The 25,648-nt window shown below is 39.2% G+C and carries 21 protein-coding genes; 4 read left to right on the top strand and 17 right to left on the bottom strand.

Annotation, left to right across the window (positions count from 1 at the left end):
• Nucleotides 1-14 precede the first annotated feature (14 nt).
• From pyrG to AC4NPH_RS22195, 9 genes are all read right to left on the bottom strand, one after another.
• Nucleotides 15-1,622, bottom strand: a complete 1,608-nt coding sequence (gene pyrG / locus AC4NPH_RS22155) for a CTP synthase (RefSeq protein ID WP_013059829.1) — start codon at nt 1,620-1,622, stop codon at nt 15-17.
• A 320-nt stretch (nt 1,623-1,942) separates the two neighbouring features.
• Nucleotides 1,943-2,479 (bottom strand): DNA-directed RNA polymerase subunit delta, encoded by a 537-nt coding sequence (gene rpoE / locus AC4NPH_RS22160; protein WP_013059830.1) that lies wholly within the window; start codon nt 2,477-2,479, stop codon nt 1,943-1,945.
• Between the two features lie 350 nt (nt 2,480-2,829).
• Nucleotides 2,830-6,072 carry a fused isobutyryl-CoA mutase/GTPase IcmF gene (gene icmF / locus AC4NPH_RS22165; RefSeq protein WP_057275277.1) on the bottom strand — a complete coding sequence of 1,081 codons (3,243 nt, stop codon included), beginning with the start codon at nt 6,070-6,072 and terminating at the stop codon, nt 2,830-2,832.
• On the bottom strand, nt 6,069-6,713 hold the full coding sequence (locus AC4NPH_RS22170) for a TetR/AcrR family transcriptional regulator (RefSeq protein WP_013059832.1): 645 nt from the start codon (nt 6,711-6,713) through the stop codon (nt 6,069-6,071). Before AC4NPH_RS22170 ends, icmF begins: the two co-directional genes overlap by 4 nt.
• A 27-nt stretch (nt 6,714-6,740) precedes the next feature.
• Complete coding sequence (locus AC4NPH_RS22175; RefSeq protein ID WP_491938926.1) at nt 6,741-7,874, bottom strand: acyl-CoA dehydrogenase; 1,134 nt, start codon at nt 7,872-7,874, stop codon at nt 6,741-6,743.
• An 11-nt stretch (nt 7,875-7,885) separates the two neighbouring features.
• Nucleotides 7,886-9,013 carry an acyl-CoA dehydrogenase gene (locus AC4NPH_RS22180; RefSeq protein ID WP_013059834.1) on the bottom strand — a complete coding sequence of 376 codons (1,128 nt, stop codon included), beginning with the start codon at nt 9,011-9,013 and terminating at the stop codon, nt 7,886-7,888.
• Between the two features lie 12 nt (nt 9,014-9,025).
• Nucleotides 9,026-9,880, bottom strand: a complete 855-nt coding sequence (locus AC4NPH_RS22185; RefSeq protein WP_013059835.1) for a 3-hydroxybutyryl-CoA dehydrogenase — start codon at nt 9,878-9,880, stop codon at nt 9,026-9,028.
• Between the two features lie 15 nt (nt 9,881-9,895).
• The gene (locus AC4NPH_RS22190; RefSeq protein WP_098980408.1) at nt 9,896-11,059 is read right to left on the bottom strand and encodes an acetyl-CoA C-acetyltransferase; all 1,164 of its coding nucleotides are present in this window, start codon (nt 11,057-11,059) and stop codon (nt 9,896-9,898) included.
• Nucleotides 11,060-11,163: 104 nt separating this feature from the next.
• Entirely contained in the window at nt 11,164-13,275 is a 2,112-nt protein-coding gene (locus tag AC4NPH_RS22195; protein ID WP_013059837.1) for a (Fe-S)-binding protein, read from the bottom strand.
• Between the two features lie 195 nt (nt 13,276-13,470).
• Between AC4NPH_RS22195 and cls the strand changes: the two genes are divergently transcribed.
• Entirely contained in the window at nt 13,471-14,667 is a 1,197-nt protein-coding gene (cls, locus tag AC4NPH_RS22200; RefSeq protein ID WP_231101682.1) for a cardiolipin synthase, read from the top strand.
• Between the two features lie 24 nt (nt 14,668-14,691).
• Entirely contained in the window at nt 14,692-15,645 is a 954-nt protein-coding gene (gene uvsE, locus AC4NPH_RS22205) for a UV DNA damage repair endonuclease UvsE (RefSeq protein WP_098196935.1), read from the top strand.
• 32 nt (nt 15,646-15,677) lie between these two features.
• Here uvsE and argS read toward each other — a convergent pair whose 3' ends face one another.
• The 4 genes from argS to speE form a co-directional block, all read right to left on the bottom strand.
• Complete coding sequence (argS, locus tag AC4NPH_RS22210; protein WP_025601750.1) at nt 15,678-17,348, bottom strand: arginine--tRNA ligase; 1,671 nt, start codon at nt 17,346-17,348, stop codon at nt 15,678-15,680.
• Entirely contained in the window at nt 17,345-17,785 is a 441-nt protein-coding gene (locus AC4NPH_RS22215) for a YwiB family protein (RefSeq protein WP_014457736.1), read from the bottom strand. The genes argS and AC4NPH_RS22215 overlap by 4 nt, the downstream gene beginning before the upstream one ends.
• A 187-nt stretch (nt 17,786-17,972) precedes the next feature.
• Complete coding sequence (gene speB, locus AC4NPH_RS22220) at nt 17,973-18,851, bottom strand: agmatinase (RefSeq protein ID WP_013059842.1); 879 nt, start codon at nt 18,849-18,851, stop codon at nt 17,973-17,975.
• 75 nt (nt 18,852-18,926) lie between these two features.
• Complete coding sequence (speE, locus tag AC4NPH_RS22225; protein WP_013059843.1) at nt 18,927-19,754, bottom strand: spermidine synthase; 828 nt, start codon at nt 19,752-19,754, stop codon at nt 18,927-18,929.
• A gap of 266 nt (nt 19,755-20,020) precedes the next feature.
• Here speE and AC4NPH_RS22230 point away from each other — a divergent pair, with 266 nt between their 5' ends.
• A complete protein-coding gene (locus tag AC4NPH_RS22230; protein ID WP_013059844.1) occupies nt 20,021-22,087 on the top strand; it encodes a transglycosylase domain-containing protein in 2,067 nt (688 codons plus the stop codon).
• Between the two features lie 37 nt (nt 22,088-22,124).
• Here the strand turns inward: AC4NPH_RS22230 and AC4NPH_RS22235 are convergent, their stop codons facing one another.
• The gene (locus AC4NPH_RS22235; protein WP_013059845.1) at nt 22,125-22,637 is read right to left on the bottom strand and encodes a YwhD family protein; all 513 of its coding nucleotides are present in this window, start codon (nt 22,635-22,637) and stop codon (nt 22,125-22,127) included.
• A 19-nt stretch (nt 22,638-22,656) separates the two neighbouring features.
• A complete protein-coding gene (locus AC4NPH_RS22240; RefSeq protein WP_013059846.1) occupies nt 22,657-23,301 on the bottom strand; it encodes a site-2 protease family protein in 645 nt (214 codons plus the stop codon).
• A 274-nt stretch (nt 23,302-23,575) separates the two neighbouring features.
• On the opposite strand from AC4NPH_RS22240, the gene thmT reads away from it, so the two are divergent.
• On the top strand, nt 23,576-23,761 hold the full coding sequence (thmT, locus tag AC4NPH_RS22245) for a 2-hydroxymuconate tautomerase (protein ID WP_013059847.1): 186 nt from the start codon (nt 23,576-23,578) through the stop codon (nt 23,759-23,761).
• A gap of 46 nt (nt 23,762-23,807) precedes the next feature.
• On the opposite strand, the gene AC4NPH_RS22250 is transcribed toward thmT, so the two are convergent.
• A complete protein-coding gene (locus tag AC4NPH_RS22250; protein WP_013059848.1) occupies nt 23,808-24,317 on the bottom strand; it encodes a YwgA family protein in 510 nt (169 codons plus the stop codon).
• Nucleotides 24,318-24,340: 23 nt separating this feature from the next.
• Nucleotides 24,341-25,648, bottom strand: coding sequence for an HD domain-containing protein (locus tag AC4NPH_RS22255; RefSeq protein WP_013059849.1), 1,308 nt, complete (start codon nt 25,646-25,648; stop codon nt 24,341-24,343).

Here is a 25,648-nt window from a genome sequence, read left to right on the forward strand (position 1 = left end):
GTTTTTTATTTCACTTATTTGTTTTGGCTTGACTCCATTGATGCGCGAATAAATTCTCTGAACAATGGTTGCGGTCTTGTTGGACGAGATGTGAACTCTGGGTGGAATTGTGAAGCCAAGAACCATGGGTGATCTTTTAGCTCTACAATTTCAATTAAACGGCCGTCTGGGCTTGTACCAGAGAAGATAAAACCTTTCTCTTCCATTTGTTGACGGTATTCGTTATTAAATTCATAACGGTGACGATGACGCTCATATACCACTTCATCTTGATATGCTTCATATGCAAGCGTATCTTCAGACAATTTACAAGGGTATAGTCCTAAACGCAGTGTACCGCCTAGGTCCTCTACGTCTTTTTGTTCTGGTAATAAGTCGATAATTGGATAATTTGTTTCAGGTGCAATTTCCGCTGAATGTGCGCCTTCTAATCCTAATACATTACGTGCAAACTCAACTGATGCCAGCTGCATACCTAAGCAAATACCTAAGAATGGAACCTTTTGCTCACGTGCATATTGTGTTGCTACAATTTTACCTTCAATTCCACGATCACCAAATCCACCTGGAACTAAAATACCGTCTACATCGCCAAGTAAATCTTGAACATTTTCTTTTGTTACAAATTCAGAATTTACCCACTTGATGTTTACATCTGCATCGAATGCATATCCAGCATGTTTCATTGCTTCTACGACAGAAATATAAGCATCTTGAAGCTCTACATACTTACCAACCAATGCAATTTTTGTCGTATTTGAAAGTCCTTTTACTTTCTCAACCAGTGCTTTCCACTCAGTCATTTCTGCTTCTTTGCAATCTAGTTTCAAGTGATCGCATGTGATTTGATCTAGGTGCTGCTCTTGTAGAGATAGTGGAATTTCATATAATGTTTCAGCGTCTGCACACTCAATAACCGCTTTTGGATCAATGTCGCAGAATAAAGCTAGCTTGTCTTTCATATCTTCAGAAATTGGCATTTCCGTACGAACAACGATAACATTTGGCTGAATACCTAAGCTACGTAATTCTTTTACACTATGCTGTGTTGGTTTTGTTTTCATTTCACCAGCAGCTTTTAAATATGGCACAAGTGTACAGTGGATATACATAACGTTGTCACGGCCAATATCGCTTTTGATTTGACGAATAGCTTCTAGGAAAGGAAGTGATTCAATATCTCCTACCGTTCCGCCGATTTCAGTAATAACAACGTCCGCATTTGTTTCTTTACCTGCACGGAAAACGCGTTCTTTAATTTCATTTGTGATGTGCGGAATAACCTGAACTGTTCCGCCTAAATAATCACCGCGACGCTCTTTTTTCAATACTGTTGAATATACTTTACCTGTTGTTACGTTGCTGTAGCGATTTAAGTTGATATCGATAAAACGCTCATAGTGACCTAAGTCTAAGTCTGTTTCCGCGCCGTCATCCGTTACGAATACCTCACCGTGTTGGTATGGACTCATTGTTCCTGGGTCTACGTTAATGTATGGATCAAACTTTTGAATCGTTACGTTCAACCCACGGTTTTTTAATAAACGGCCTAAAGAAGCTGCTGTAATCCCTTTTCCTAGAGATGATACAACACCGCCTGTTACGAAAATATACTTTGTCATCTATACTTCCCCCTCTAAATAATTTGAACTGTACAATATTAAAAGTTTTCACATAAACAATCACAATTCATTCATTGTGCATGCGAAATTATAAGAAACCTTATGAATGTGAAACGTTCAAGAACCAAAAGAAAGTTTCTATCAAGGATTTATAAGAACATATCGGGGTGTAAAACATGGATAGATAAAATAAAAAAATTGCTCCCAATACCAAAACTGGATTGGGAGCAATAGTCTATTTTAAATAAAAACTTTTTAAATGCTTGTTTAAAGAGCCCAAAAAAGATTCTACCTACTTCGCTTGAAAAAGTCAAGAAGGATTATTTTTCTTTTTCGTCCTCATAATCTTCTTCTTCGTCTTCCTCATCATCGTCTAGATCATCTTCTAAATCGTCAAAATCGTCTTCTGCAAGATCATCTTCATCTTCTTCTAGCTCGTCAATGTCTTCAAAATCTTCTTCTTCGTCTAGATCATCAACATCTTCATAATCCAAATCTTCTTCTAAATCATCAAAATCTTCAACTTCTTCAACAACAGCTTTTTTCGCTTTTTTCTTTTTAGGTTTTGCAACCGGAATAACTTCTTCTTCAGCTTGGTCAAAAGGATACCATCCACGAAGACCCCAGTGGTTGTCCCCTACTGTTAAAAAGCGACCATCAATATTAATATCTGTATAAAACTGAGCTAATCTCGTTTTTAATTCTTGATCTGACATTTCAGCTGCTGCTTTAATTTCAGCAATAATTTCTTGGAATGACATTGCTTGACGATCTGTTTTTTCTTCTAGAAGCGCATAAGCAATCTCAATCATCGACATTTCTTTTAAATCCGTTTTTGAGTACTGTGCTAAACTCAAATCTGGCACATCCTTTCTATGGCTATGTATATCGAAAATCTATTAAATCAATTCATCATATGTGTAAATGATGGAAACGAATAAATACATACCATTCATTATAAACAAATTCAATACATTTATGCTAGCCTCGTTTCTAAAATTCTCGAGAATTTCGCATAAAACAACGAAAAAACAGACATTTTATCACTATAATACATTCTACTTAATACGCCAACAGCATCCTTTAACCAAAAGGAATTCACCATCAGTTATTCTGACTCCGCTAGGGTTAGGTCTATAAAAGCCGAGATGACCAACAAACGGTCATCTCGGCTTTTAATATATCACTATATACTAACGATACATTATTACATATTTCGGCGATATTGCCCACCGCATTCATATAAAGCTCGCGTAATTTCTCCTAAGCTGGCTACTTTAACGGTCTCCATTAACTCTTTAAAAATGTTCTCTCCTTCTGTTGCAGCTTTCTTTAACCTTTTCAGCGCATCTTCTCTTTTTTCTTCATGCTGCTGTTGAAACTTCTGAAGCTGATTAATTTGATGATTTTTTTCTTCTTTTGATGCGCGGGCTAACTGCATGTCATCAACTGAGGAATTTTCCTCTTCATTTGGATTAATATACGTATTTACTCCTATAATAGGTAAAGCTCCCGTATGTTTTTGCATCTCATATTCCATCGATTCATCTTGAATCTTACCTCGCTGATACTGCATTTCCATCGCACCTAAAACGCCGCCTCGATCATTTAAGCGTTGGAACTCAGCCAAGACCGCTTCTTCTACCAAGTCTGTTAGTTCATCAATAATAAAAGAGCCCTGTAGTGGATTTTCGTTTTTAGTTAATCCATGCTCTTTTGTAATGATTAATTGAATGGCCATCGCTCTTCGTACAGATTCCTCTGTCGGTGTTGTAATTGCTTCATCATACGCATTGGTATGAAGAGAGTTGCAGTTGTCATGAAGAGCCATTAAGGCTTGCAGCGTCGTACGTATATCATTAAAATTAATTTCCTGTGCATGAAGCGATCGGCCGGATGTTTGAATATGATACTTAAGCTTTTGACTGCGTTCATTCGCGCCGTATTTATCACGCATCACAATTGCCCAGATTCTTCTCGCTACACGTCCGATAACCGTGTATTCAGGGTCAAGTCCATTACTAAAGAAAAAAGATAAATTAGGAGCAAAATCATCAATGTGCATGCCTCGGCTCAAGTAATATTCCACGTACGTAAAACCGTTGGCTAATGTAAACGCGAGCTGAGAAATTGGATTGGCTCCTGCTTCAGCAATATGATAGCCTGAAATAGAAACAGAATAATAGTTGCGCACTTTCTCGTCAATAAAGTACTGCTGAATATCTCCCATCATTTTTAATGCAAATTCTGTGGAAAAAATACACGTATTTTGCCCTTGGTCTTCTTTTAATATATCCGCTTGAACGGTTCCTCTCACTTGTTTCAACGTACCCGATTTTACGTCCTCGTATTCCTCTTCTGTTAAAGGACGCTTCAGCTCCTCTTCCTTCTTTTCCACCTGCTGACTGATAGCTGTATTCATAAACATAGCTAGTAATATTGGAGCCGGCCCATTGATCGTCATCGAAACGGAAGTCGACGGATGGCAAAGATCAAATCCCTTATACAAGAGTTTCATATCATCAAGCGTACAGACATTTACGCCGCTTTCGCCAATTTTCCCGAAGATATCCGGCCTTGGATCCGGATTTTCTCCATAAAGCGTTACAGAATCAAACGCTGTACTTAAACGCTTAGCCTCATCATCTTTTGACAAATAGTGAAAGCGGCGATTTGTTCGTTCTGGTGTTCCTTCGCCTGCGAATTGGCGCTTAGGATCTTCTCCTTTTCGTTTAAACGGAAAAACACCTGCTGTATAAGGAAACGCACCCGGCACATTTTCTTTATAAAGAAAACGAAGAACTTCCCCGTATTCTTCAACTTTTGGAAGGGCCACGCGCGGAATACGCAGTCCTGATAGGGTATCAACTTGCAGAGAGGTTTTAATTTCTTTATTTCTTATCTTTGTAATAAGTTCTTCTTGCCCATACTGACTTTTTAATTTAGGCCAGTTTTCCAGCTTTTCAATCGATTCAGCCGTTAGCTGTTTTTGATATTTCTCCTTTAGCTGAGTGAGCTCTTGCTTGGCCGTTTCTGTTTCCACTTCCTCCAGAGCACCCTCTAGCTGATAAAATTTACGCGCTGTTTGCACTTGAACATCCGTATTGCGGTGATAAGAGCGAACGCTGTTTACAATCTCCTGTAAATATTGCTGTTGATCATTAGGAATGATGGTATATTTCTTTTCACTTACGCGCTCTGATGATTTTTCTACGTGCCAAGACGTACGGCATGTTTGATGCAGATGATTTACAAGATCTTCAAATAAAATATTTGTTCCCCCGTCGTTGAACTGACTCGCAATTGTTCCGTAAATCGGCATAGTAGAGAGATTATTTTCAAACAGCTGATGATTGCGCTGATATTGACGCTGCACTTGTTTTTTTGCGTCTTCGGAACCTTTTTTTTCAAATTTATTGATTACAATAAAGTCTGCGTAATCAATCATTTCAATCTTTTCTAACTGCGACGGCGCGCCAAATTCGCTTGTCATTACATAAAGAGAGACGTTTGCAATATCTTTAACTTGAGCATCAGCTTGCCCGATGCCGCTTGTTTCGACAATGATAATGTCGAAACCCGCTTTTTTCACGACGGCAATTCCATCTCGAATGGCCGCCGATAGCTCATGTCCAGATGAACGTGTGGCCAAACTTCTCATATACACACGAGGAGACGCTGCGATGTTCATGCGAATTCGATCCCCAAGAAGCGCTCCTCCGGTTTTTTGTTTAGTTGGATCAACGGATAAGACAGCTACATGAATATCTGGAATATGTTCAATAAACCTCCTTACTAATTCATCCGTAAGCGAACTTTTCCCCGCTCCTCCTGTTCCTGTGATTCCAATAACCGGTATTTTTTGATCCGTCTCGCTTTCGATTACACTTTCTCGGATTTCTTCAAGAGCGGCTGCATGCTCTTTTGTGTATTCATAGGCCTCATTTTCAGCGCATGTAATAAGCTGGGCAATTAAACGGTCATTAGCCGGCGTTAAGGTTCGATCCTTCGGCAGTGCAGGGGGATTGGTGTAATAACAATCATCGATCATAAATTGAATCATGCCTTCTAAACCCATTTTTCGTCCATCTTCCGGAGAAAAGATTTTAGAAATGCCGTAATCATGAAGCTCTTGAATCTCACTCGGAATAATTACCCCTCCTCCTCCGCCATAAATTTTAATATGAGAAGCCTGTTGTTCTTGGAGTAAATCGTACATATACTTAAAATATTCTACGTGGCCGCCTTGATAAGAAGAAATGGCAATCCCCTGAACATCCTCTTGTATGGAAGCGTTAACAATTTCTTCAACAGATCGGTTATGCCCCAGGTGAATGACTTCTACCCCCTTGGCTTGAAGAATTCGTCTCATAATATTAATGGACGCGTCGTGGCCGTCAAACAGGCTAGAAGCGGTTAAAAAACGAAGCGGTCTTTTGCTTGTATTCAAACTGTCTCCCCCTCACACAGTTGTTGAAATGAAAAATTTTTAAGTAAAAAATCTAACTGCATATTTGTATATTCTTCTAATGAATAATGCTTTTGCAGCCACCATCTGCGAAATGCCCACATCTGACCTTGAACAAATAAATGATGAGCAAACAGCGAAATTTCTTTATCCGTAAGTGCAAATTGATTGTTTTCTACGCAGCCCTCGATAATAACCTTAAACATTTCAACCATATCTAGCTCTTTTTTTAATACATATGGAAGCGCATCTTTAGACAACGATTTCGCTTCTTGGTACATGACTAATACTTCATCTTGAAGCTCATCCACAACTTTAAAATAGTGCTGAATCGCTTGTTGAAGCTCAGCGATTGTATAACGATCCACTACCATCTCTTCTAATCGCACTCTCACTTCATCGTAAATATTGTCACATACAAGATATAAAACATCTTCTTTAGATTGAATATATTCGTAAAGCGTACCAATGCTGAACCCAGCGGCTTTGGCAATTTCCCTTGTTGTTGTTCGGTGAAAACCTTTTTCCTTAAATAGCGTGACGGCCCCTTTAATCATTTGATTACGACGCTCTACAATCAGCTTTTCATCTTTAATGGATGTGAGAACTTCTCTCTTTTTCATTTTTTCACCTCTCCTACAACAAGTGTTTTATTTAGCAAGATACCTAGAAATGACAAGACGCTGAATCTCTTGTGTCCCTTCATAAATTTGCGTGATTTTTGCATCTCTCATAAAACGTTCTACTGGATAATCTTTTGTATAACCGTACCCTCCAAATACTTGAACAGCTTCTGTCGTTACTTTCATTGCTGTATCCCCAGCATATAATTTTGACATGGCTGATTCTTTGCCATATGGCAGCCCTTGGGACTCCAGCCAAGCAGCTTGATAGGTTAACAGTCTTGCAGCTTCTATACTCGTGGCCATGTCGGCTAACTTAAAAGCAATTCCTTGCTGAGAAATAATTGGCTTACCAAATTGCTGACGTTCCTTGGCATAAGCTACGGCCGCATCTAACGCCCCTTGAGCAATTCCTACAGCCTGCGCTGCAATGCCATTTCGGCCGCCATCTATTGTCATCATCGCAACTTTAAATCCTTCTCCTTCATTTCCTAGCAAATTTTCTTTTGGAACACGGCAGTCCTCGAAAATAATTTCTGTGGTAGGTGAAGAGCGAATGCCCAGTTTCTTTTCTTTTTTACCAACTGAAAATCCCGGCATATCTTTTTCAATAATAAAAGCGCTCGTGCGTTTTTCATTGGGGTCGATGCGAGCAAATACAACGTAAATATCCGCTTCGCCGCCGTTTGTAATAAAGATTTTAGAGCCATTTAAAATATAATCTTCTCCGTCCTTTACAGCGAGCGTTCTCATTCCTCCTGCGTCTGATCCAGCACTCGGTTCGGTTAATCCATAAGCACCTATTTTCTCACCCGTTGCCATAGGTTTCAGGTATTTTTGTTTTTGTTCTTCTGTTCCGAATGTATAGATTGGCCAGCCGGCTAGAGAAGTATGAGCCGACAAAGTAACGCCTGTCGATGCACATACTCTAGACAGTTCTTCAACGGCAATGCAATAAGCTAGATAGTCACTGCCAATTCCTCCGTATTGCTCCGGCCATGGAATACCTGTTAATCCTAGATCAGCCATTTGCGTAAAGATTCCTCTGTCAAAACGTTCTTCTTCATCTCGTTGTGCAGCTGTCGGAGCCACTTCGTTTTTGGCAAAGTCCCGCACCATTTTTCGAATCATTTCGTGTTCTTCTGAAAGTTTAAAAAACATGATTATTCCCCCTATAATTGACTGCTAATGACGATGCGCTGAATTTCGCTTGTACCTTCGTAGATTTCGCATACTTTGGCATCGCGAAAATACCTCTCTACTGGATAATCTTTCATATAACCATAACCTCCCAAAACTTGAATCGCATCGATTGCTACATTCATCGCTGTTTGGGAAGCAAATAATTTCGCCATTGAGGCTTCTTTTTTACAAGGAAGTTTTTGATCATATAAAAAAGCGGCTCTATACATTAAAAGCTTCGCTGATTCAACAGCCGTTTCCATATCAGCCAGCTTAAAGGCAATACCCTGCTGAGATAAAATCAGTTTTCCGAATTGATATCGTTCATTTGCATAGTTTTTAGCTGCCGTTAACGCACCTTCAGCAATTCCTACCGCCTGAGCAGCAATACCAATTCTTCCGGCATTTAAATTAGCCATCGCAATTCGAAAGCCTTCACCTTCTTCTCCGAGACGATTTTCTACAGGTACCTGCATATTTTCAAAGTGCAGTTGAACCGTTCGAGAACCGTGAAGACCCATCTTATGTTCATCTTTTCCTACTGAAAATCCCTCCATCGTCTTTTCAACGATAAAAGCGCTCATCCCTCTCGACCCGCGTTCGGGGTTCGTTTTAGCAAATACAATATACGTATCCGCTTCTCCGCCGTTTGTAATGAAAAGCTTTGAGCCATTTAAAAGATAGTGGTCTCCTTTTCGTTCTGCCTTTGTTTTTAAGCTTGCAGCATCAGACCCTGCACTAGGTTCTGTTAAACAAAAAGCACCTAAATATTCACCTGTCGCCAGTTTTTTTACATATTTTTGTTTTTGATCTTCCGTCCCAAATACGACAATAGGATTCGTACCTACAGAAGTATGAACAGACAAAATGACGCCGAGGGCTGGACTTACTTTTGATATTTCGTGGATGGCAATCATGTACGACACAAAGTCCAGTCCGCCCCCTCCGTATGCTTGAGGAACGGGAATGCCCATCAGGCCAAGATCAGCCATCTGCTTTAATAAACCTCGAGGAAATTCACCCTTTTCCATGTTTGGCACAGCCGCAGCGACTTCTTTTTCACTAAAATCAGCTACCATCTTTTTAATCATGTGTTGTTCAGACGTAAAAAAGATCATTTCGCCACTCCTTTATGTTTCGTACGTAAAAAATCCTTTTCCTGTTTTTCGACCAAGCCACCCTGCCTTTACATATTTCCTAAGCAATGGACAAGGACGATATTTGTCATCACCAAACCCTTTATGAAGCGTTTCCATAATAAATAAACATGTATCGAGGCCGATGAAATCTGCTAATGTCAAAGGTCCCATTGGATGGTTCATTCCTAGTTTCATCACTTGATCAATATCCTCCTCGTTTGCTACACCTTCATAGAGCGTAAACACAGCTTCGTTAATCATTGGCATTAAAATTCGATTTGAAACAAACCCTGGAAAATCATGAACTTCCACCGGGGTTTTATTTAATTTTTTCGTTGTTTCATAGACTGCTTGATACACTTCATCGGTAGTAGCCAGCCCTCTAATAATTTCAACGAGTTTCATCACCGGAACAGGATTCATAAAGTGCATGCCAATTACTTTTTCAGGTCGAGTGGTCACAGCTGCAATTTCAGTAATAGGAAGCGAAGACGTGTTGGTTGCTAAAACAGTATGACTCGGGGCTAACGAATCCAACTCCGCAAAAATGGCTTGTTTGACTTCCATCTTTTCCACAACCGCTTCGACAATTAAATCTGCTTTTTGTGCTGCTGTTATTTCATTTGCCAGGTGAAGGCGCTCCATAATTTCTTCATATTCCTTAGCTGAGAGAGAACCTTTTCCCACCTGCTTTTTCAGACGTTTATCAATACCTTCTATTCCTTTTTGTGTATTTTTTTGATCAACGTCATACAAAGAAACTTGATATCCGCTCGCAGCAAATACTTGTGCAATTCCTGCTCCCATCTGACCTGCTCCAATAACCATAACTGTTTCAATATTCAAGTTGGTATCCCCCTTTTACACTTCTACCATGATGGCATCACCTTGGCCGCCGCCGCTGCAAATAGAAGCAATGCCCAGGCCGCCGCCTCGTCGTCTTAATTCATGAATGAGCGTTACAACAATACGGGCACCGCTTGCTCCAATTGGATGTCCAAGTGCTACTGCCCCCCCGTTCACATTTACTTTTTCAGCCGGAAGTCCCGCAATCTCCATACTCATCAACACTACTGCTGAAAAAGCTTCATTGATTTCAAACAGCGCAATATCGTCTGCTGTTTTATTTGTTTTTTGCAGTAGCTTGTTAATAGCAAACCCAGGCGTTTTCGGAAATTCCCTTGGCTCCATCGCAAGAGAAGTATGGTTTACAATCGTAGCCAACGGCTCATAGCCATTTGCTTTTGCTACATCTTCATCCATTAGCATGAGCGCAGCTGCTCCGTCATTCACGCTAGGTGCATTTCCTGCTGTAATAGTTCCGCTGTGACCAAATACAGGCCGAAGAGATGAGAGTTTTTCTAACGACGTATCTTTTCTTGGTCCTTCATCTTTTTGAACCGTTATCGTTCCTTTTTTAGACGGAATATCAACTGAAATTCTTTCTGCAGTCCATATCCCTTTCTCTTCTGACTCCACCGCTAATTGATGACTGCGAAGGGCCCATTCATCCTGCTTTTCTCGGGAAATATTCATTTCAGAAGCTATTTCATTTCCATACGTACCCATTTGAACTCCTGTAAAGCTGCATGTCAATCCGTCATGAACCATCAAATCCGTCACAACACTATCTCCCATACGGAATCCCCATCTTGCTTTTGGAAGAAGATACGGTGCGTTACTCATCGATTCCATTCCACCTGCAATGATTGTTTTTGCTTCTCCTAATCGAATCAGCTGATCAGCAGTTGTAATGCTGCGCATGCCCGATGCACAAACTTTATTAATGGTTTCCGTCTCTACTTGCCACGGTAAACCTGCATAATGCATGGCTTGCCTAGAAGGCAGTTGTCCTTGGCCCCCTTGCAGCACGCACCCCATAATAACGGAATCAATTTCTGTACGTCCCTTTGATGCTGCTTGAATCGCTTTCCCGCCTAGTTCTGCCGCTTTTAGTCCACTTACGCTGCCACCTAATTTTCCAAAAGGTGTTCGAACTGCACTCACAATAACTGTTTTCCCCACTATTGTTTCCTCCTCTTTTTCCTAATCTTTGTCCTTCTCGATTGAACGCTTGCTCAATTTCCTTTCTGTAAAAAGTAGAGATGAAGACCATCTCTACTTCTCCTTTATGAAACCTGTTCTTGCACGTCACCATAAATTGACTTTTCAAGCAGTTCTGCTACGTCATACGTATGAACCTGTTCTTCTACTTCTTTTGCTTTTGTTCCGTCACTTAGCATCGTTAAGCAGTACGGGCAACCTGAACTGATAATGCTTGGGTTAACGGCCAAGGCTTGTTCCGTGCGCGCTACATTAATGCGCTGGCCGGTCGTTTCTTCCGTCCACATTAACCCTCCTCCTGCTCCACAGCACATACCATTTTCACGGTTGCGATCCATTTCAATCAAACTAACACCTGGAATCGCTTTCAAAATTTCTCTTGGTGGACTGTATACTTCGTTATATCTTCCTAAATAACAGGAATCATGGAAGGTAATTTTTTCATTAACCGCGTGTTTTGGTGACAGCTTACCTTCTTTCACCAACATAGCTAATAATTCTGTGTGATGATACACTTCTCCTTCAAAACCGAAATCTGGATATTCATTTTTGAAGATATTGTAAGCATGTGGATCAATCGTAACAATTTTTTTGATTTCATTTTTTTCAAATTCAGCGATATTTTTAGAAGCTAACTCTTGGAATAAAAATTCATTGCCCAACCTGCGCGGCGTATCACCAGAATTTTTTTCTTTATTTCCTAAAATCGCAAATGAAACACCCGCTTCATTGAGAAGCTTTGCAAACGATAGAGCGATTTTTTGGCTGCGGTTATCATAAGATCCCATCGAACCTACCCAGAACAAATACTCAAACGTTTCACCGGCTTTACTTACTTCTTTAACAGTCGGAATGTGAACATCTTCTCTTACATGCCGCCATTCTTCACGCTCTTTTCGGTTTAATCCCCAAGGGTTTCCTTGACGTTCAATATTCGTCATGGCACGCTGAGCATCCGCGTCCATCTTTCCTTCGGTTAATACTAAAAAACGTCGTAAATCTATGATCTTATCTACATGCTCGTTCATTACGGGACATTGATCTTCACAGTTTCGGCACGTTGTACATGCCCAAATTTCTTCTTCTGTAATGACATCTCCGATTAAAGCTGGATTATATTCTGCTGTTGCTGCAGCCTCTTCTCCGCCTTGGCTGGCCGCCATCATCGCCAGCTGATTCCCTTTTGTTTTGGAGAATGCATACGTAGGAACCCAAGGTGCCTTAGATGTCACAACCGCTCCTTTTTCTGTTAAGTGATCGCGCATCTTTAAAATTAAATCCATTGGAGATAAAATTTTCCCTGTACCCGTTGCCGGACACATATTCGTACATCGACCGCATTCTACACAGGCATATAAATCAATAAGCTGATGCTGTGTAAATTCTTCAATCTTTCCAACTCCAAACGTCTCCTGCGTCTCATCTTCAAAATCAATCTTTTCAAGCTTACCTGGCTTAGAAACACGGTTAAAAAATACGTTAGCCGGTCCAGCCAGTAAATGAGCATGTTTTGATTGAGGAACATATACTAAAAACGTCAATAACACGGCTAAGTGAATCCACCATGAAACATAAAAAATGGAAATAGCGGCAACATCATTGATTCCCTTAAACAAGATGGCAATAGATGACGCAATCGGTTCTGTCAATGCTGGTTCATGATTATGCCAGATGATTGACATAGCGTTTCCAACCAGCACTGACAGCATAAGTGCTCCAATAAAAATCAGTACTAAACCAGATTTAAACCCTCTTTTTAAACGCACAAGCTTTTCTACGTAACGGCGGTGAAAAGCCCAGACAACTGCTACTAAAATCAAAAACGTCACAATTTCTTGAAAAAATGTAAAGCCGGGATATAAAGGTCCAAGCGGCAAATGTTTACCTGGAAGCAAACCTTTTATAATGAAGTCTAACGCGCCGAACTGAACTAAAATAAACCCATAAAAAAACATGACGTGCATAATTCCACTTTTTTTATCTTTTAACAGCTTCTTTTGTCCAAACACGTTCACCCAAATTTTTTGTAGCCTTTCTTTTAACCGCTGATCAAATTCAACTTTTTTTCCTAATTGAATATACTCAATGCGTGTGCGAATTAAATATACAAACAAAGAAACAGCGTAAGCGGTTACAATAATAAAAAAGAGAAAATTCACCCACAGCAACCCTGTCATCTCGTCCCCTCCTTGAATAATTTGTTACCTTTCTTTCCTCCTGACGACTAAATTTTCTGATAATATATCTGTTTTCATTGTATATAATGAATGAGCATTCAGTCAATATCTTTTCTTTCTTTTGTTCATATTCTATTTAAACAAGGTGACACTAAGAACAACATAAAATGTATTTACATCGGGAAAAGAGGTGACATGATGAGCGGCATGGTTGTAATTTTACTTTTTATTATTTTTATTGCTTGGCTTGCAATTGACCTTGGCGTTGGAAAGAAAGTATTTTCTCAGGCTGAAAATACATTTCCAAAGCGCCGTGCTTCTCTTTTTTTGTTCGCAGACGGGAATGTCTTGTATAAAGATTTATTTCACGAAATAGAAAATGCCTCTTCATTTATCCATTTATCGTTTTACATCGTACAAAATGATGAAGTTAGCCAAGATTTTTTAGATTTACTAGTCCAAAAAGCACAGCAAAATATTGAAGTCCGGTTATTGGTAGACCGTGTGGGAAGCTATAAAATCAAGAAAAACAAAATTGCATTCTTAAAAAAACAAGGTGTTCATTTTGCTTACAGTCGAACGCTACGGTGGCCTTATTTGTTTTATACACTCAACGCACGCAATCACCGTAAAATGGCCGTTATTGATGGGAAAGTGGGCTACATTGGTGGTTTTAATATCGGAAGAGAATATTTAGGACTCGACGCCAAGCTTGGGGTGTGGAAAGATTACCACCTGCGTATGGAAGGTGAAGGTATCCAAGATCTTCAAATGCAGCTGTTGAGCGACTGGTATGCTGCTACCGGCTTAGACCTGCGTAAAATGGAAAGATACTTTCCACCAACCTCTGAAGGAGACTATGTTATTCAGCTACAGTCGACTGAAGGTTTTTCACTTGAAGAAAGCTTTTTATCGATTATCAACCAAGCCAATAGGGAATTGTACATAGGTACTCCTTATTTTATTCCAAGTGAACCTTTGATGAATGCTTTATTGCAAGCTCGTGCACGGGGAGTACAAGTTCATATTTTAATTCCAATGCGTGCAGATCAACCGCTTGTTCATCATGCTGCGTTTGCCTATCTTCCTACATTACTTCAAGCAGGCTGTATGATTTATCAATATTATTACGGTTTTTACCACGCAAAAGTATTAATTGCAGACAATGTTATCTGCGATGTAGGAACGGCTAATTTTGATAAAAGAAGCTTGTTCTTAAACGCTGAAATCAACTGTTTAATCTATGATGCCACATATATTGAAGAGGTAAAGAACAGCTTTAAAGCTTGTATGGGGGAATGCCCGGTTTTGTCTTTAGAAGATGTCAAAAACCGAACATGGAGTGAAAAATTAAAGCAAGGATTTGCAACCTTTATTTCTCCGTTACTTTAATGAACGAAAAGAGGAAGATTTATCATGAAAATTAGATTTGGCTATGTATCACATGCCCTGTCGCTTTGGGACTGCTCACCTGCTAAAACCCTCACGTTTACTAGATGGAAAAAAATGAAAAAAGACGAGAGACTGGATAAGCTTCATCACGTCACAAAACAAAATTTGAATCATACTAAGCGCGCTTTACATTTTAATATTGCTCATGAAATTATGCTGTATCGATTATCATCTTCTCTTGTCCCTTTAGCGACTCATCCTGAAGTAGATTGGAATTACATTGATGCGTTCCAAGACGATTGGTCAGAGATAGGAGAATTGATTCGGAATCATCAGCTGCGCGTGAGTTTTCATCCCAATCAGTTCACATTATTTACAAGCGATAAAAAACATATTACAGACAATGCGGTAAAAGATATGGATTATCACTATAGAATGCTTGAAGCGATGGGAGTAGTCGATCAAGCCCTTATTAATATTCATGTAGGAGGAGCCTATGGCAATAAAGAAAAAGCGATCGGTCGATTTCATGAAAACATTCAAACGCTGCCACCTGTCATTAAAAAGCGCATGACTCTTGAAAATGATGATAAAACATATACAACTGAAGAAACATTAGCTGTATGCGAAAAAGAGAAAGTCCCTCTCCTTTTTGATTATCACCATCACAAAGCAAATGAAGGAGAAGAACCTCTTGAATTATTGCTCCCTCGTATCTTTGACACGTGGAAACATATCGGGTTAAAACCAAAAGTACATATCTCTTCTCCTAAATCTGAAAAAGAATTTAGAAGTCACTCTGATTATGTCTCAACTGATTTTATCGCACCTTTTTTGCAAATAGCTAAAGATATCGGACAAGATTTTGACGTAATGATTGAAGCAAAGTTAAAAGATAAAGCGATGCTAAAATTAGTGGAAGATTTAGCATCAATGAGAGGAGTAAAGCGTACGGGAGGCGCCACGCTTGTTTTTTAAATAAAAAAAAGAGCCAAGAGGCTCTTTTTTTGTTACATTTTTTCAGGTGCTGAAACACCAATTAGTTTTAAGGAGTTTTGAAGCGTTACTTGAACAGCTTTCACTAGTTCAATACGTGCTTTACTTGTTTCTACATTATCGCTGTCTAATACTTTTTCTGCATTATAGAAGCTATGGAACGTAGAAGCAAGATCAAATACATAGTTCGTAATGCGGTGGGGAATACGTTTTGTTGCTGCTTCCGCTACGGCCTGAGGGAACTCTCCGATTTTCTTCAGCAGTTCCATTTCTTTTTCTGCACTAATTAATGAAAGGTCAGCGCCAGATGTTGATTGAATCCCCATCTCTTCACCTTGACGAAGAATACTGCAAATACGGGCATGAGCATATTGCGCGTAGTATACAGGATTTTCATTAGATTGAGAAACAGCTAAATCTAAATCAAAGTCTAAATGTGTATCCGCACTTCTCATCGCAAAGAAGTAGCGAGTTGCATCAAGGCCTACCTCTTCTACTAGATCACGCATTGTTACTGCTTTACCTGTACGTTTGCTCATCTTCATTTTTTCGCCATTTTGATACAGTTGAACCATTTGAATAATTTCTACTTCCAGCGTATCTTTTTCATAACCAAGCGCTTGAATCGCCGCTTTCATACGAGGAATATATCCATGGTGGTCGGCTCCCCAAATGTTAATTAGCTTATCAAATCCGCGTTGAATTTTGTCTTGGTGATACGCAATATCTGGTGTTAAGTACGTAAATGAACCGTCATTTTTAATTAACACACGGTCTTTATCATCACCAAATGTCGTAGAACGGAACCACGTAGCACCTTCTTCTTCATATACATGGCCTTGTTTTTTCAGCGTTTCAAGTGCAATTGAGATTTTATCATTTTTATAAAGAGACGTTTCAGAATACCATACGTCAAATTTCACACGGAACTGTTCAAGATCACGCTTTAATTTAGCTAACTCATAATCTAACCCGTATTGACGGAAGAATTCAAAACGCTCTTCTTCAGAAGCATTTGCATACTTGTCTCCGTGCTCTTTTGCTAGCTCTTTTCCGATGTTTATAATGTCAGCACCATGATAGCCGTCTGCAGGCATTTCTTTCTCTAAACCAAGAGCCTGCATGTAGCGTGCTTCTACTGAATAAGCCAGGTTATTAATTTGGTTACCAGCATCATTGATATAATATTCACGTGACACATCGTAACCTGCTTTTTCAAGAACATTACATAATGAGTCTCCAACTGCAGCACCGCGGGCATGTCCTAAATGTAAATCCCCTGTCGGATTAGCTGAAACAAACTCAACCTGTACTTTTTGTCCGTTCCCTACGTTTGTTTGACCGTACGCTTCACCAGCTTTTACAATCGTTGGGATAAGCTCTGTTAAATAAGAGTTATTCATATAAAAGTTGATGAATCCAGGGCCTGCAATGTCAATTTTCTCGATAGATGCTTTTGATTTATCGAAGTTTGCTACAAGCTCTTCAGCGATAACACGCGGTGCTTTTTTGGCAATACGAGCTAGCTGCATAGCCATATTGGTAGAATAATCACCATGTGTTTTATCTTTTGGGGTTTCTAATAGAACTTCTGGAAGTTCTGCTTTTTCAGCAAGTCCTGCTTTGACCACAGCATCTTGAATTTCAGCTTTTAATTTTTGCTGCACTTGTTCGACGATGTTCATTTTTTCTCCTCCTTGAATGTAATGGTTAACGCATATTTCCCGGTAGGCTGACCCTGTACTTCTAGATCATACGTTAAAAATAATCGACCCTTTTGAGTCATTTGTTTATATTCAATGTTATGAGCGAATGTTAGTAAATCCATACGTCCATAAGGGCTTATATAAGTTCCTTCGATCTGTACCTTTTTACGAAACGATTGCTTCATTTGAACAGCACCGGTTCGATTAATTGATACTTCATCTTCGCTAATTTTCACCATTGTTCTAATATCTCCGATTTCCTCTTGGCGCTCTGTGTATGTAAGATAAATTTTCGATCCTTTTTCATAATACATACCTTTTGCATTTACCGATGTTGTCTCTTTTCGGTGACCATCGCGGATATCCGTCACAATTTTAACTTCAATGGGTTTCTTGACTTCTGAAGCGTTACTCACAAAAGACACTTCCTTATTAAAATGAATACGTTATAACTTAAATAGTATAAACATTCTAAAGAAAGAATTCAATAATACTTCAAAGGAAATATGATAGATACGCCGAGAATTCACCTTTTTACAGGACGTGACGCATTCACATATTCCAAATAAAAAAGGCAGCCACAGCGGCCGCCTTTTACTTTATTTATTTCTTTTGTACCCAGCCTAAGATCATTTCGCGAATAAGCTTGCTTGCTGTATTAGCTGTTTGTTCAGACGGATCATAAATTGGAGCTACTTCTACTAAATCTCCCCCGACAATGCGAAGATCTGATTTAGCAATTGCGTGAATAGAAGCTAAAAGCTCTTTTGACGTGATACCGCCTGCATCTACTGTTCCTGTACCAGGAGCGTGCGCTGGATCTAATACATCGATATCAATTGTTACATAAACAGGACGACCTGCAAGTGTTGGTAGAATCTCTTTTAACGGCTCTAGAACTTCAAATTTTGAAATATGCATGCCGTTTTCTTTTGCCCATTGAAATTCTTCTTTCATTCCTGAACGAATACCAAATGAATAAACATTCTCCGGTCCGATTAGTTCTGCAACTTTACGAATCGGAGTGGAATGAGAAAGTGGTTCTCCTTCATACTCTTCACGAAGGTCTGTATGAGCATCCATATGGATAATGGCCAAATCCGGGTATTTTTTATACATAGCTTTCATAACAGGCCAAGAAACCAAATGCTCTCCGCCCATGCCTAATGGGAACTTGTCTGCTGCTAAAAGCTGGTCGATATACTCTTCAATCATATTTAAGCTGCGCTGAGGATTCCCAAATGGAAGTGGAATATCTCCTGCATCAAAATATTTTACTTCCTCTAGCTCTCGATCTAAATACGGGCTGTATTCTTCTAATCCAATTGATACTTCACGAATACGAGTTGGGCCAAATCGTGAACCTGGACGATAGCTAACTGTCCAGTCCATTGGCATTCCATAAAGAACCGCTTCACTTTCTTCAAAAACAGGGTGACTGCCGATAAATACATTACCTGAATAAGCTTCATCAAAACGCATATTTTGTTCCTCCTTCATTATTCATAGAAAAGATGCCAGCCTTAAACCTCTGGCATCTCACTTGTATGTGATAACTTATTTAATAAGATCTTGCACAAATTTAGGTAAAGCAAATGCGGCTTTGTGCAATTCTTTTGTGTAATACTTTGTATCAATATCGAAGAAACGATCTTCGCTTACTTCTAATGGATCATGTTTCTTTGACCCCATTGTAAATGTCCATAAACCGCTTGGGTACGTTGGAATATTTGCTACGTATAGACGTGTAATCGGGAAGATTTCTCTTACATCACGCTGAACATTTGAGATAAGTTCTGGCGTAAACCAAGGGTTGTCCGATTGAGCAACAAAGATACCATCTTCTTTAAGTGCTTTTGAGATACCTGCATAGAATCCTTTTGTAAATAAATTTACAGCTGGACCTACTGGCTCTGTTGAATCCACTAAAATGACATCGTATTCGTTCTCGCTTTTAGCGATGTGCATAAATCCGTCATCTACTTGTACATCAACACGAGGATCTTCTAGTTTGCCCGCAATTGAAGGTAAGAATTTTTTTGAGTACTCAATAACTTTTCCATCGATATCAACTAACGTCGCTTTTTTTACGCTTGGGTGTTTTAAGATTTCACGGATTACGCCTCCGTCTCCTCCACCTACAACTAGTACGTTTTCTGGATTTGGATGCGTAAATAACGGTACGTGCGCAACCATTTCATGATAAACGAACTCATCTTTTTCTGTTGTCATTACCATACCGTCAAGTAGGAGCATGTTACCAAACTCTTCTGTTTCAACCATGTCTAATTTTTGAAACTCCGTTTGCTCTGTATGTAAAGTGCGATTAATTTTAGCTGTAATACCAAAGTTCTTTGTTTGCTTTTCTGTGAACCATAATTCCATTTCAAACTCTTCCCTTCTATTTTGAGAATTAACCTATGCATAGATTACCCTAACATAATTTATACAAACATGAAAAAAGTATAGATGAATTCAGCAAAAAAGCAAGTAAAATTTTTAGCAATGGAGGTTTAAAACCACCTTTTCTATTTCATACTGATGATAGATACAAGCTTTAGAATCTACTTGCATCGCTCTTTTAATAGAATTTTGTTGTGTTGAAAACAACATGTACGGTGCATAGTGACACATATTGGTGGTGAATAGAAATGGAAACGGTATTAACCGAACATTTAAAAAAGGCAAGACGCATCTTCCGAATTCTTCTCGTCCTTGGTATATTAGCGGGGGCTTTATTATTGTTTGCCTACATAAGCATCTTTCTCTACGCCAAAATCGCTGGCCCCCCTCCGCTAAACGTTTCTCAAACAGCTGTTTTCTACTCAGCAAACGGTAAAGTTCTTGATGAAGTTCACAATGGACAAAAGCGCTACTGGGTTTCACTTAATCAAATTTCACCTTACGTAAAAGATGCGACTTTAGCCGTTGAAGATAAGCGCTTCTATGAGCATCACGGCTTTGATATGCATCGAATCGCCGGAGCAGTTGTAGCTGATATAAAAGCTATGGGAAAAGTACAGGGTGCGAGTACCATTACTCAGCAGTATGCACGAAACTTGTTTTTAGAGCACGACAAAACGTGGACTAGAAAGCTTCAAGAAGCTCTGTATACGATTCGGTTAGAAATGAATTATAGTAAAGACCAAATTCTAGAAGGCTACATGAATACGATTTACTACGGTCATGGAGCTTATGGAATTGAAGCGGCAGCTAGGCTGTATTTTGATAAGCACGCCAAAAATTTGACGTTAAGTGAAGCGAGTATGTTAGCAGGTATTCCAAAAGGCCCTAGCTACTACTCTCCTCTTATTCATCAAGAAAATGCAAAAAAACGACAAAATATCATTTTATCTCTTATGAAAGAGGATGGAATTATTACAGCCAAGCAAGCAACAAAAGCGCTTGTAACACCTCTAGCATTCGCAAAGCCTGCCGAAAAAGATCCTAATAAAGAAGATGCTTCTTACTTTATGGATGCAGCGCTAGCAGAATTAAAGCAAGATTTAGGCATTGATGAAACCATGATTTACACAAATGGACTTCGCGTTTATACAACGCTGGATGAAAAGATGCAGCGAACGGCAGAAGAAAAAATGAAGGATGTTATCAGCAGCTCTTCAGACGTACAAAGTGCATTTGTTGCGATGAATCCTAAAAATGGACAAGTGAAAGCTCTTATTGGTGGAAGAGATTATGAAAAGAGCCCGTTTAATCGCGCGACTCAAGCAATAAGACAGCCTGGCTCAACGATGAAGCCATTTTTATACTATGCGGCGTTAAAAGATGGTTTTACTGAATCTACTCCAATGAAAAGTGAAGAAACGACGTTCAAATTGGAAGATGGCGTTTCGACATACACGCCTAGTAACTATCACAATTATTATGCAGATGCTCCTATTACAATGGCTCAAGCCATCGCACTTTCAGATAATATTTATGCCGTAAAAACGCATTTGTTCATTGGGGAAAACCGCTTGATTGAAACTGCTAAAACACTTGGAATATCATCACCTTTAAAGAAAGTTCCATCTTTAGCTCTTGGAACTTCGCCTGTCAAAGTCATTGATATGGTTAATGCGTACGGCATCTTTGCTAATGGCGGAAAAGAAATTCGTCCAACATTTATTAAACGAATTGAAACCCATGACGGAGAAGTTGTTTATCAAGCTCCTTCCGAACAGAAACAAGTCATTGATAAGCGCTATGCTTTTCTTACTACCCATTTAATGACAGGCATGTTTAATCAAAAGCTAAATGGCTATACAACCGTCACAGGAAAGCCTATTTCTAAATATGTATCTCGTCCTTACGCGGGAAAATCCGGCACAACCTCTACGGACAGCTGGATGATTGGCTACTCTCCTCAGCTCGTTTCAGGCGTTTGGGTTGGATATGATCAAGGAAGGACAATGGATGATGTAGCTGAAAAAGGATACGCAAAAAAAATGTGGGCATTATTTATGGAAGATGCTTTAAAAGGGAAGAAAAAAGAAAAGTTTAAAGCACCAAACGGATTAATGAGCGTAAACATTAATCCTCAAAATGGAAAGTTAGCATCCAAATCATGCCCTGTTCAATATAAAGCTTATTATTTAACTGGAACACAGCCAAAAACATATTGTACTGATCACATCGATCATGCAGCAAAAACGAAGAAAAAAGAGCGTGAAAAAGAAGATAAAAAGTTTCACTGGTTACCCAAATGGTTTGATTAAAAAAAGCTTAAGGCCAAGGCCTTAAGCTTTTTTAGCATTACGATGTTTGAAGCGCTTCTTTTAAGTCATCATTAGATAACGTCCAAATTTCTTCATTATGAGACTTCAAAAACTCACGAAGCAAATCCTTAGACTTGCTATCCATTTCTTCCACCATAATGCGTCGTTTTAAGGATTTATCCATTTTGTTTACATGTTCAGGAAGTGACTTATAGCCGCGGCGTATTTCACGATCAACGGTCATTTCACATGCTGTCATACCTGCGTAGTAAGGTCCTTCTTGCTTGCGATCAATTGTTACCCACACAAGCCAATATAACTTGCCGTTTGGCACCTCGTCTTTATTCGGTAAGAACTTAATTCCTTTTTCCACTACACTTCTTGCATGCATCGCACCGATATCCACAAATACTTCTTCGTCGCTCGGACAAACAAAAACTGGTGAAATGTTTTCTAAACTTAACGCTCCAACCCCGTAACCGCCGTGGCCGTCGGTTGAATCGTCTTTTATGATATTAAATCCTATACTTTTCTTTTTTGACTGAGTCATAGTAAGCCTCCTCTATTCATTAAATCAGTGGTGCTAATATCTGCTGAAAGATATTCATAACAAACATTGCTGCTCCGTTTAGAAGCGGCCAGATCACAATTCGATCCAGAGGTGTAATCACAAGAATCAAAAATACAAAAATGCCCCAAGACTCATACTGCGTCATTTTGGCTCGCGTGGACGGCGGAACGAGATCTTCAATCACGCGGTAGCCGTCTAAAGGCGGAAAAGGCAACAAGTTAAATACACCTAGTGTTAGGTTTATTTGAATAAATAATGTCACAAAACGATAAAGCGCATCATTGTCCACTGCGGCGTTATTCATCAAATAATAAATAAGCAAGCCGATAAATGCCAACACCAAGTTGCTAAACGGTCCCGCTATCGATACTAGAATACCAGCTAAACGTGGCTTTTTAAAGAAATAGCGATTAACAGGAACCGGCTTCGCCCACCCAAAACCTGCGATGATTAACAAAAGCGTTCCAAATGGATCTAAATGAGCCAGCGGAGAAAGCGTTAGCCTTCCTTGCTTTTTAGCCGTGTGGTCTCCAAATAAATAAGCTACATACGCATGTGCAAACTCATGCAGCGTGAATGCAACAATAAGCGTCATTACCACGTAAGGAAGGTCTTGCAATGAAAAAGCTAAAAAATGTTCCACTCTTTATCTCCTTTATTTTAAAATAATTTCTACCTATCACATCTACTAGATGAATCTTTTTTTGCGGTAAGAAAGATACAAGGTTTCTTCAAATATGCCCTAAAAGTTCTCAAAGACCAGCGATGTGCTTCCTTTAGGCACACCTGTTTTTTTATATCGATGTTATTATAAAAGTATACTACAGATTATGGCCTCCATCACTATCTCATACTGTCATTTTATTCAGAAAACGGGTACACTAATCATATAATGATCAAAAAGGAGTGTACACATTATGCCAGTTGTAACTGTTAAAATGCTTGAGGGCCGTACAGATGATCAAAAAAGAGCTCTTGTTGAAAAAGTAACGGATGCTGTTGTTGAAACAACAGGTGCAGCACCTGAAAAAGTATCCATTATCATCGAAGAAATGTCTAAAAACCATTACGCTGTAGCGGGCAAGCGCATGAGCGATCAATAACGCCTACATAAAAAAGATGCCATAGGAATGAACCTATGGCATTTTTTTAATGGACAGACAGCGTTGCCTGAAGTTTTTCAATATATTTGTATGCTTCTGAAATGTCTTCTTCTGTATAGTTTTGCTTACGCTTTAACGTAAACACTTTTTCTTTTACTTCTTCTTTCGGTAAATTATCGAAATATAAAATCGTAGAGACAAGCTCCAAAAATTTCGAGCTTTGTTCGTTCATATCCTTCATACATTCCTGCAAGTGAGGAAGTTCTAAGTCATAGTGGCTTAGAAATCCTTCCCCCGCTTCTGTTAATACGTAGCGATACTGCATATACCCGCCTTTTTTCTCTTTAATTTCACTTAAAAAGCCTAAGTTACACAGCTCTTCAATTCGAAGCGTTAATTCCTCAGAATAAGGTCCAAAAAAGTGAAAATTATACTTTTCATAAAAAGGAAACTTCAGCTTTTTTCCGATAAATATCATCTTTTGTAACTTTTTTCTGCCAACAACTTCTCCCGCCGCGGAAAATACTTTCACAATCTTTGCGTGATCGTTTAACACAGCCCCTTCAACTCCTATACTATTTAACTCTGATCTCCTTTTAGTAAGTTTATAATCTGATCTTTAACTTTTCGCTTAGACGACAATTGATCAATGAGATCTTGTGGAAAATATAATTTATGATCGGTTCTCTTTTTCCCTGAAATTGCTTCAACAATCTCCGACTGACGTGATAATTCACGCACTTCATTATTTGGCATCAACAGATGAATCGGCAAACGCTCTTCCTCTTCACCCGGTCGATAAAAATCGTATGGTAAGTCGCTTGAAGAATCGACGACTAAATAATAATCTGGATTAATGCCCGCTTTTTTAAATAATGTTGTAAGCTCCATCCACATCTTCATTTGTGAATTCGGATTAAACTCAATGTATTTAAAAAGCTGACGATTCATAAATCTTCGGCATAGATCAGATAAAATTTCATCCTCTTCTTCTTCCCACGCTTGAAAATAAAATAAAATAACAGATTCATCTAATTTCAAATACTCTTTTAGCGATATTTCTTCTTCAAAAATCGAATAAAAATGAGTTGGCTCCTGCTTAAACTCATAGTAATGATGATGGAGCTCTTTTGCACGATGTAAAATTTTTGTCAAAATCACTTCAGCACTTCTCGTAACAGGATGAAAATACACTTGCCAGTACATTTGATAGCGGCTCATAATATAATCTTCAACCGCATGCATACCGCTGTGTTTAATCACGGCTTGGTCTTCCCGAGGGCGCATAACACGTAGAATTCGCTCCATATCAAAATGACCGTAGCTTACTCCTGTGTAATACGCATCACGCTGCAAATAATCCATGCGATCTGCATCAATTTGACTGGAAATCAAACTAACGACAAGCTTATTTTCATATGTTTTCGCAATTACTTCAGCCACTTTTTTAGGAAAATCCTTTCCTACTTTCGTTAACACTTGATTTACCTCTGTGTCACCTACGATAATGGCTTGTGTAAATTCTTCATGGTCTAAGTGGAAAACCTTCTCAAACGAATGTGAAAACGGACCGTGACCTAAATCGTGCAGTAAAGCAGCACAAAGACAAAGAAGACGCTCATCTTCATTCCATTCAGGGCGTCCTTGAAAACCGTCATCAATAATACGGCGCACAATTTCATAAACACCTAAGGAATGACTAAAACGGCTGTGCTCAGCCCCATGAAACGTTAAGTATGTCGTTCCTAGCTGTCTAATACGACGCAGCCTTTGAAATTCGGCTGTCCCAATTAGCTCCCAAATAACACGATCTCTTACATGGATATAGCGGTGAACAGGATCTTTAAATACTTTTTCTTCACTGAGTTTTTCATTAGGATATGTCAT

It is taken from the genome of Priestia sp. MDV22-iso46 (assembly GCF_058629175.1).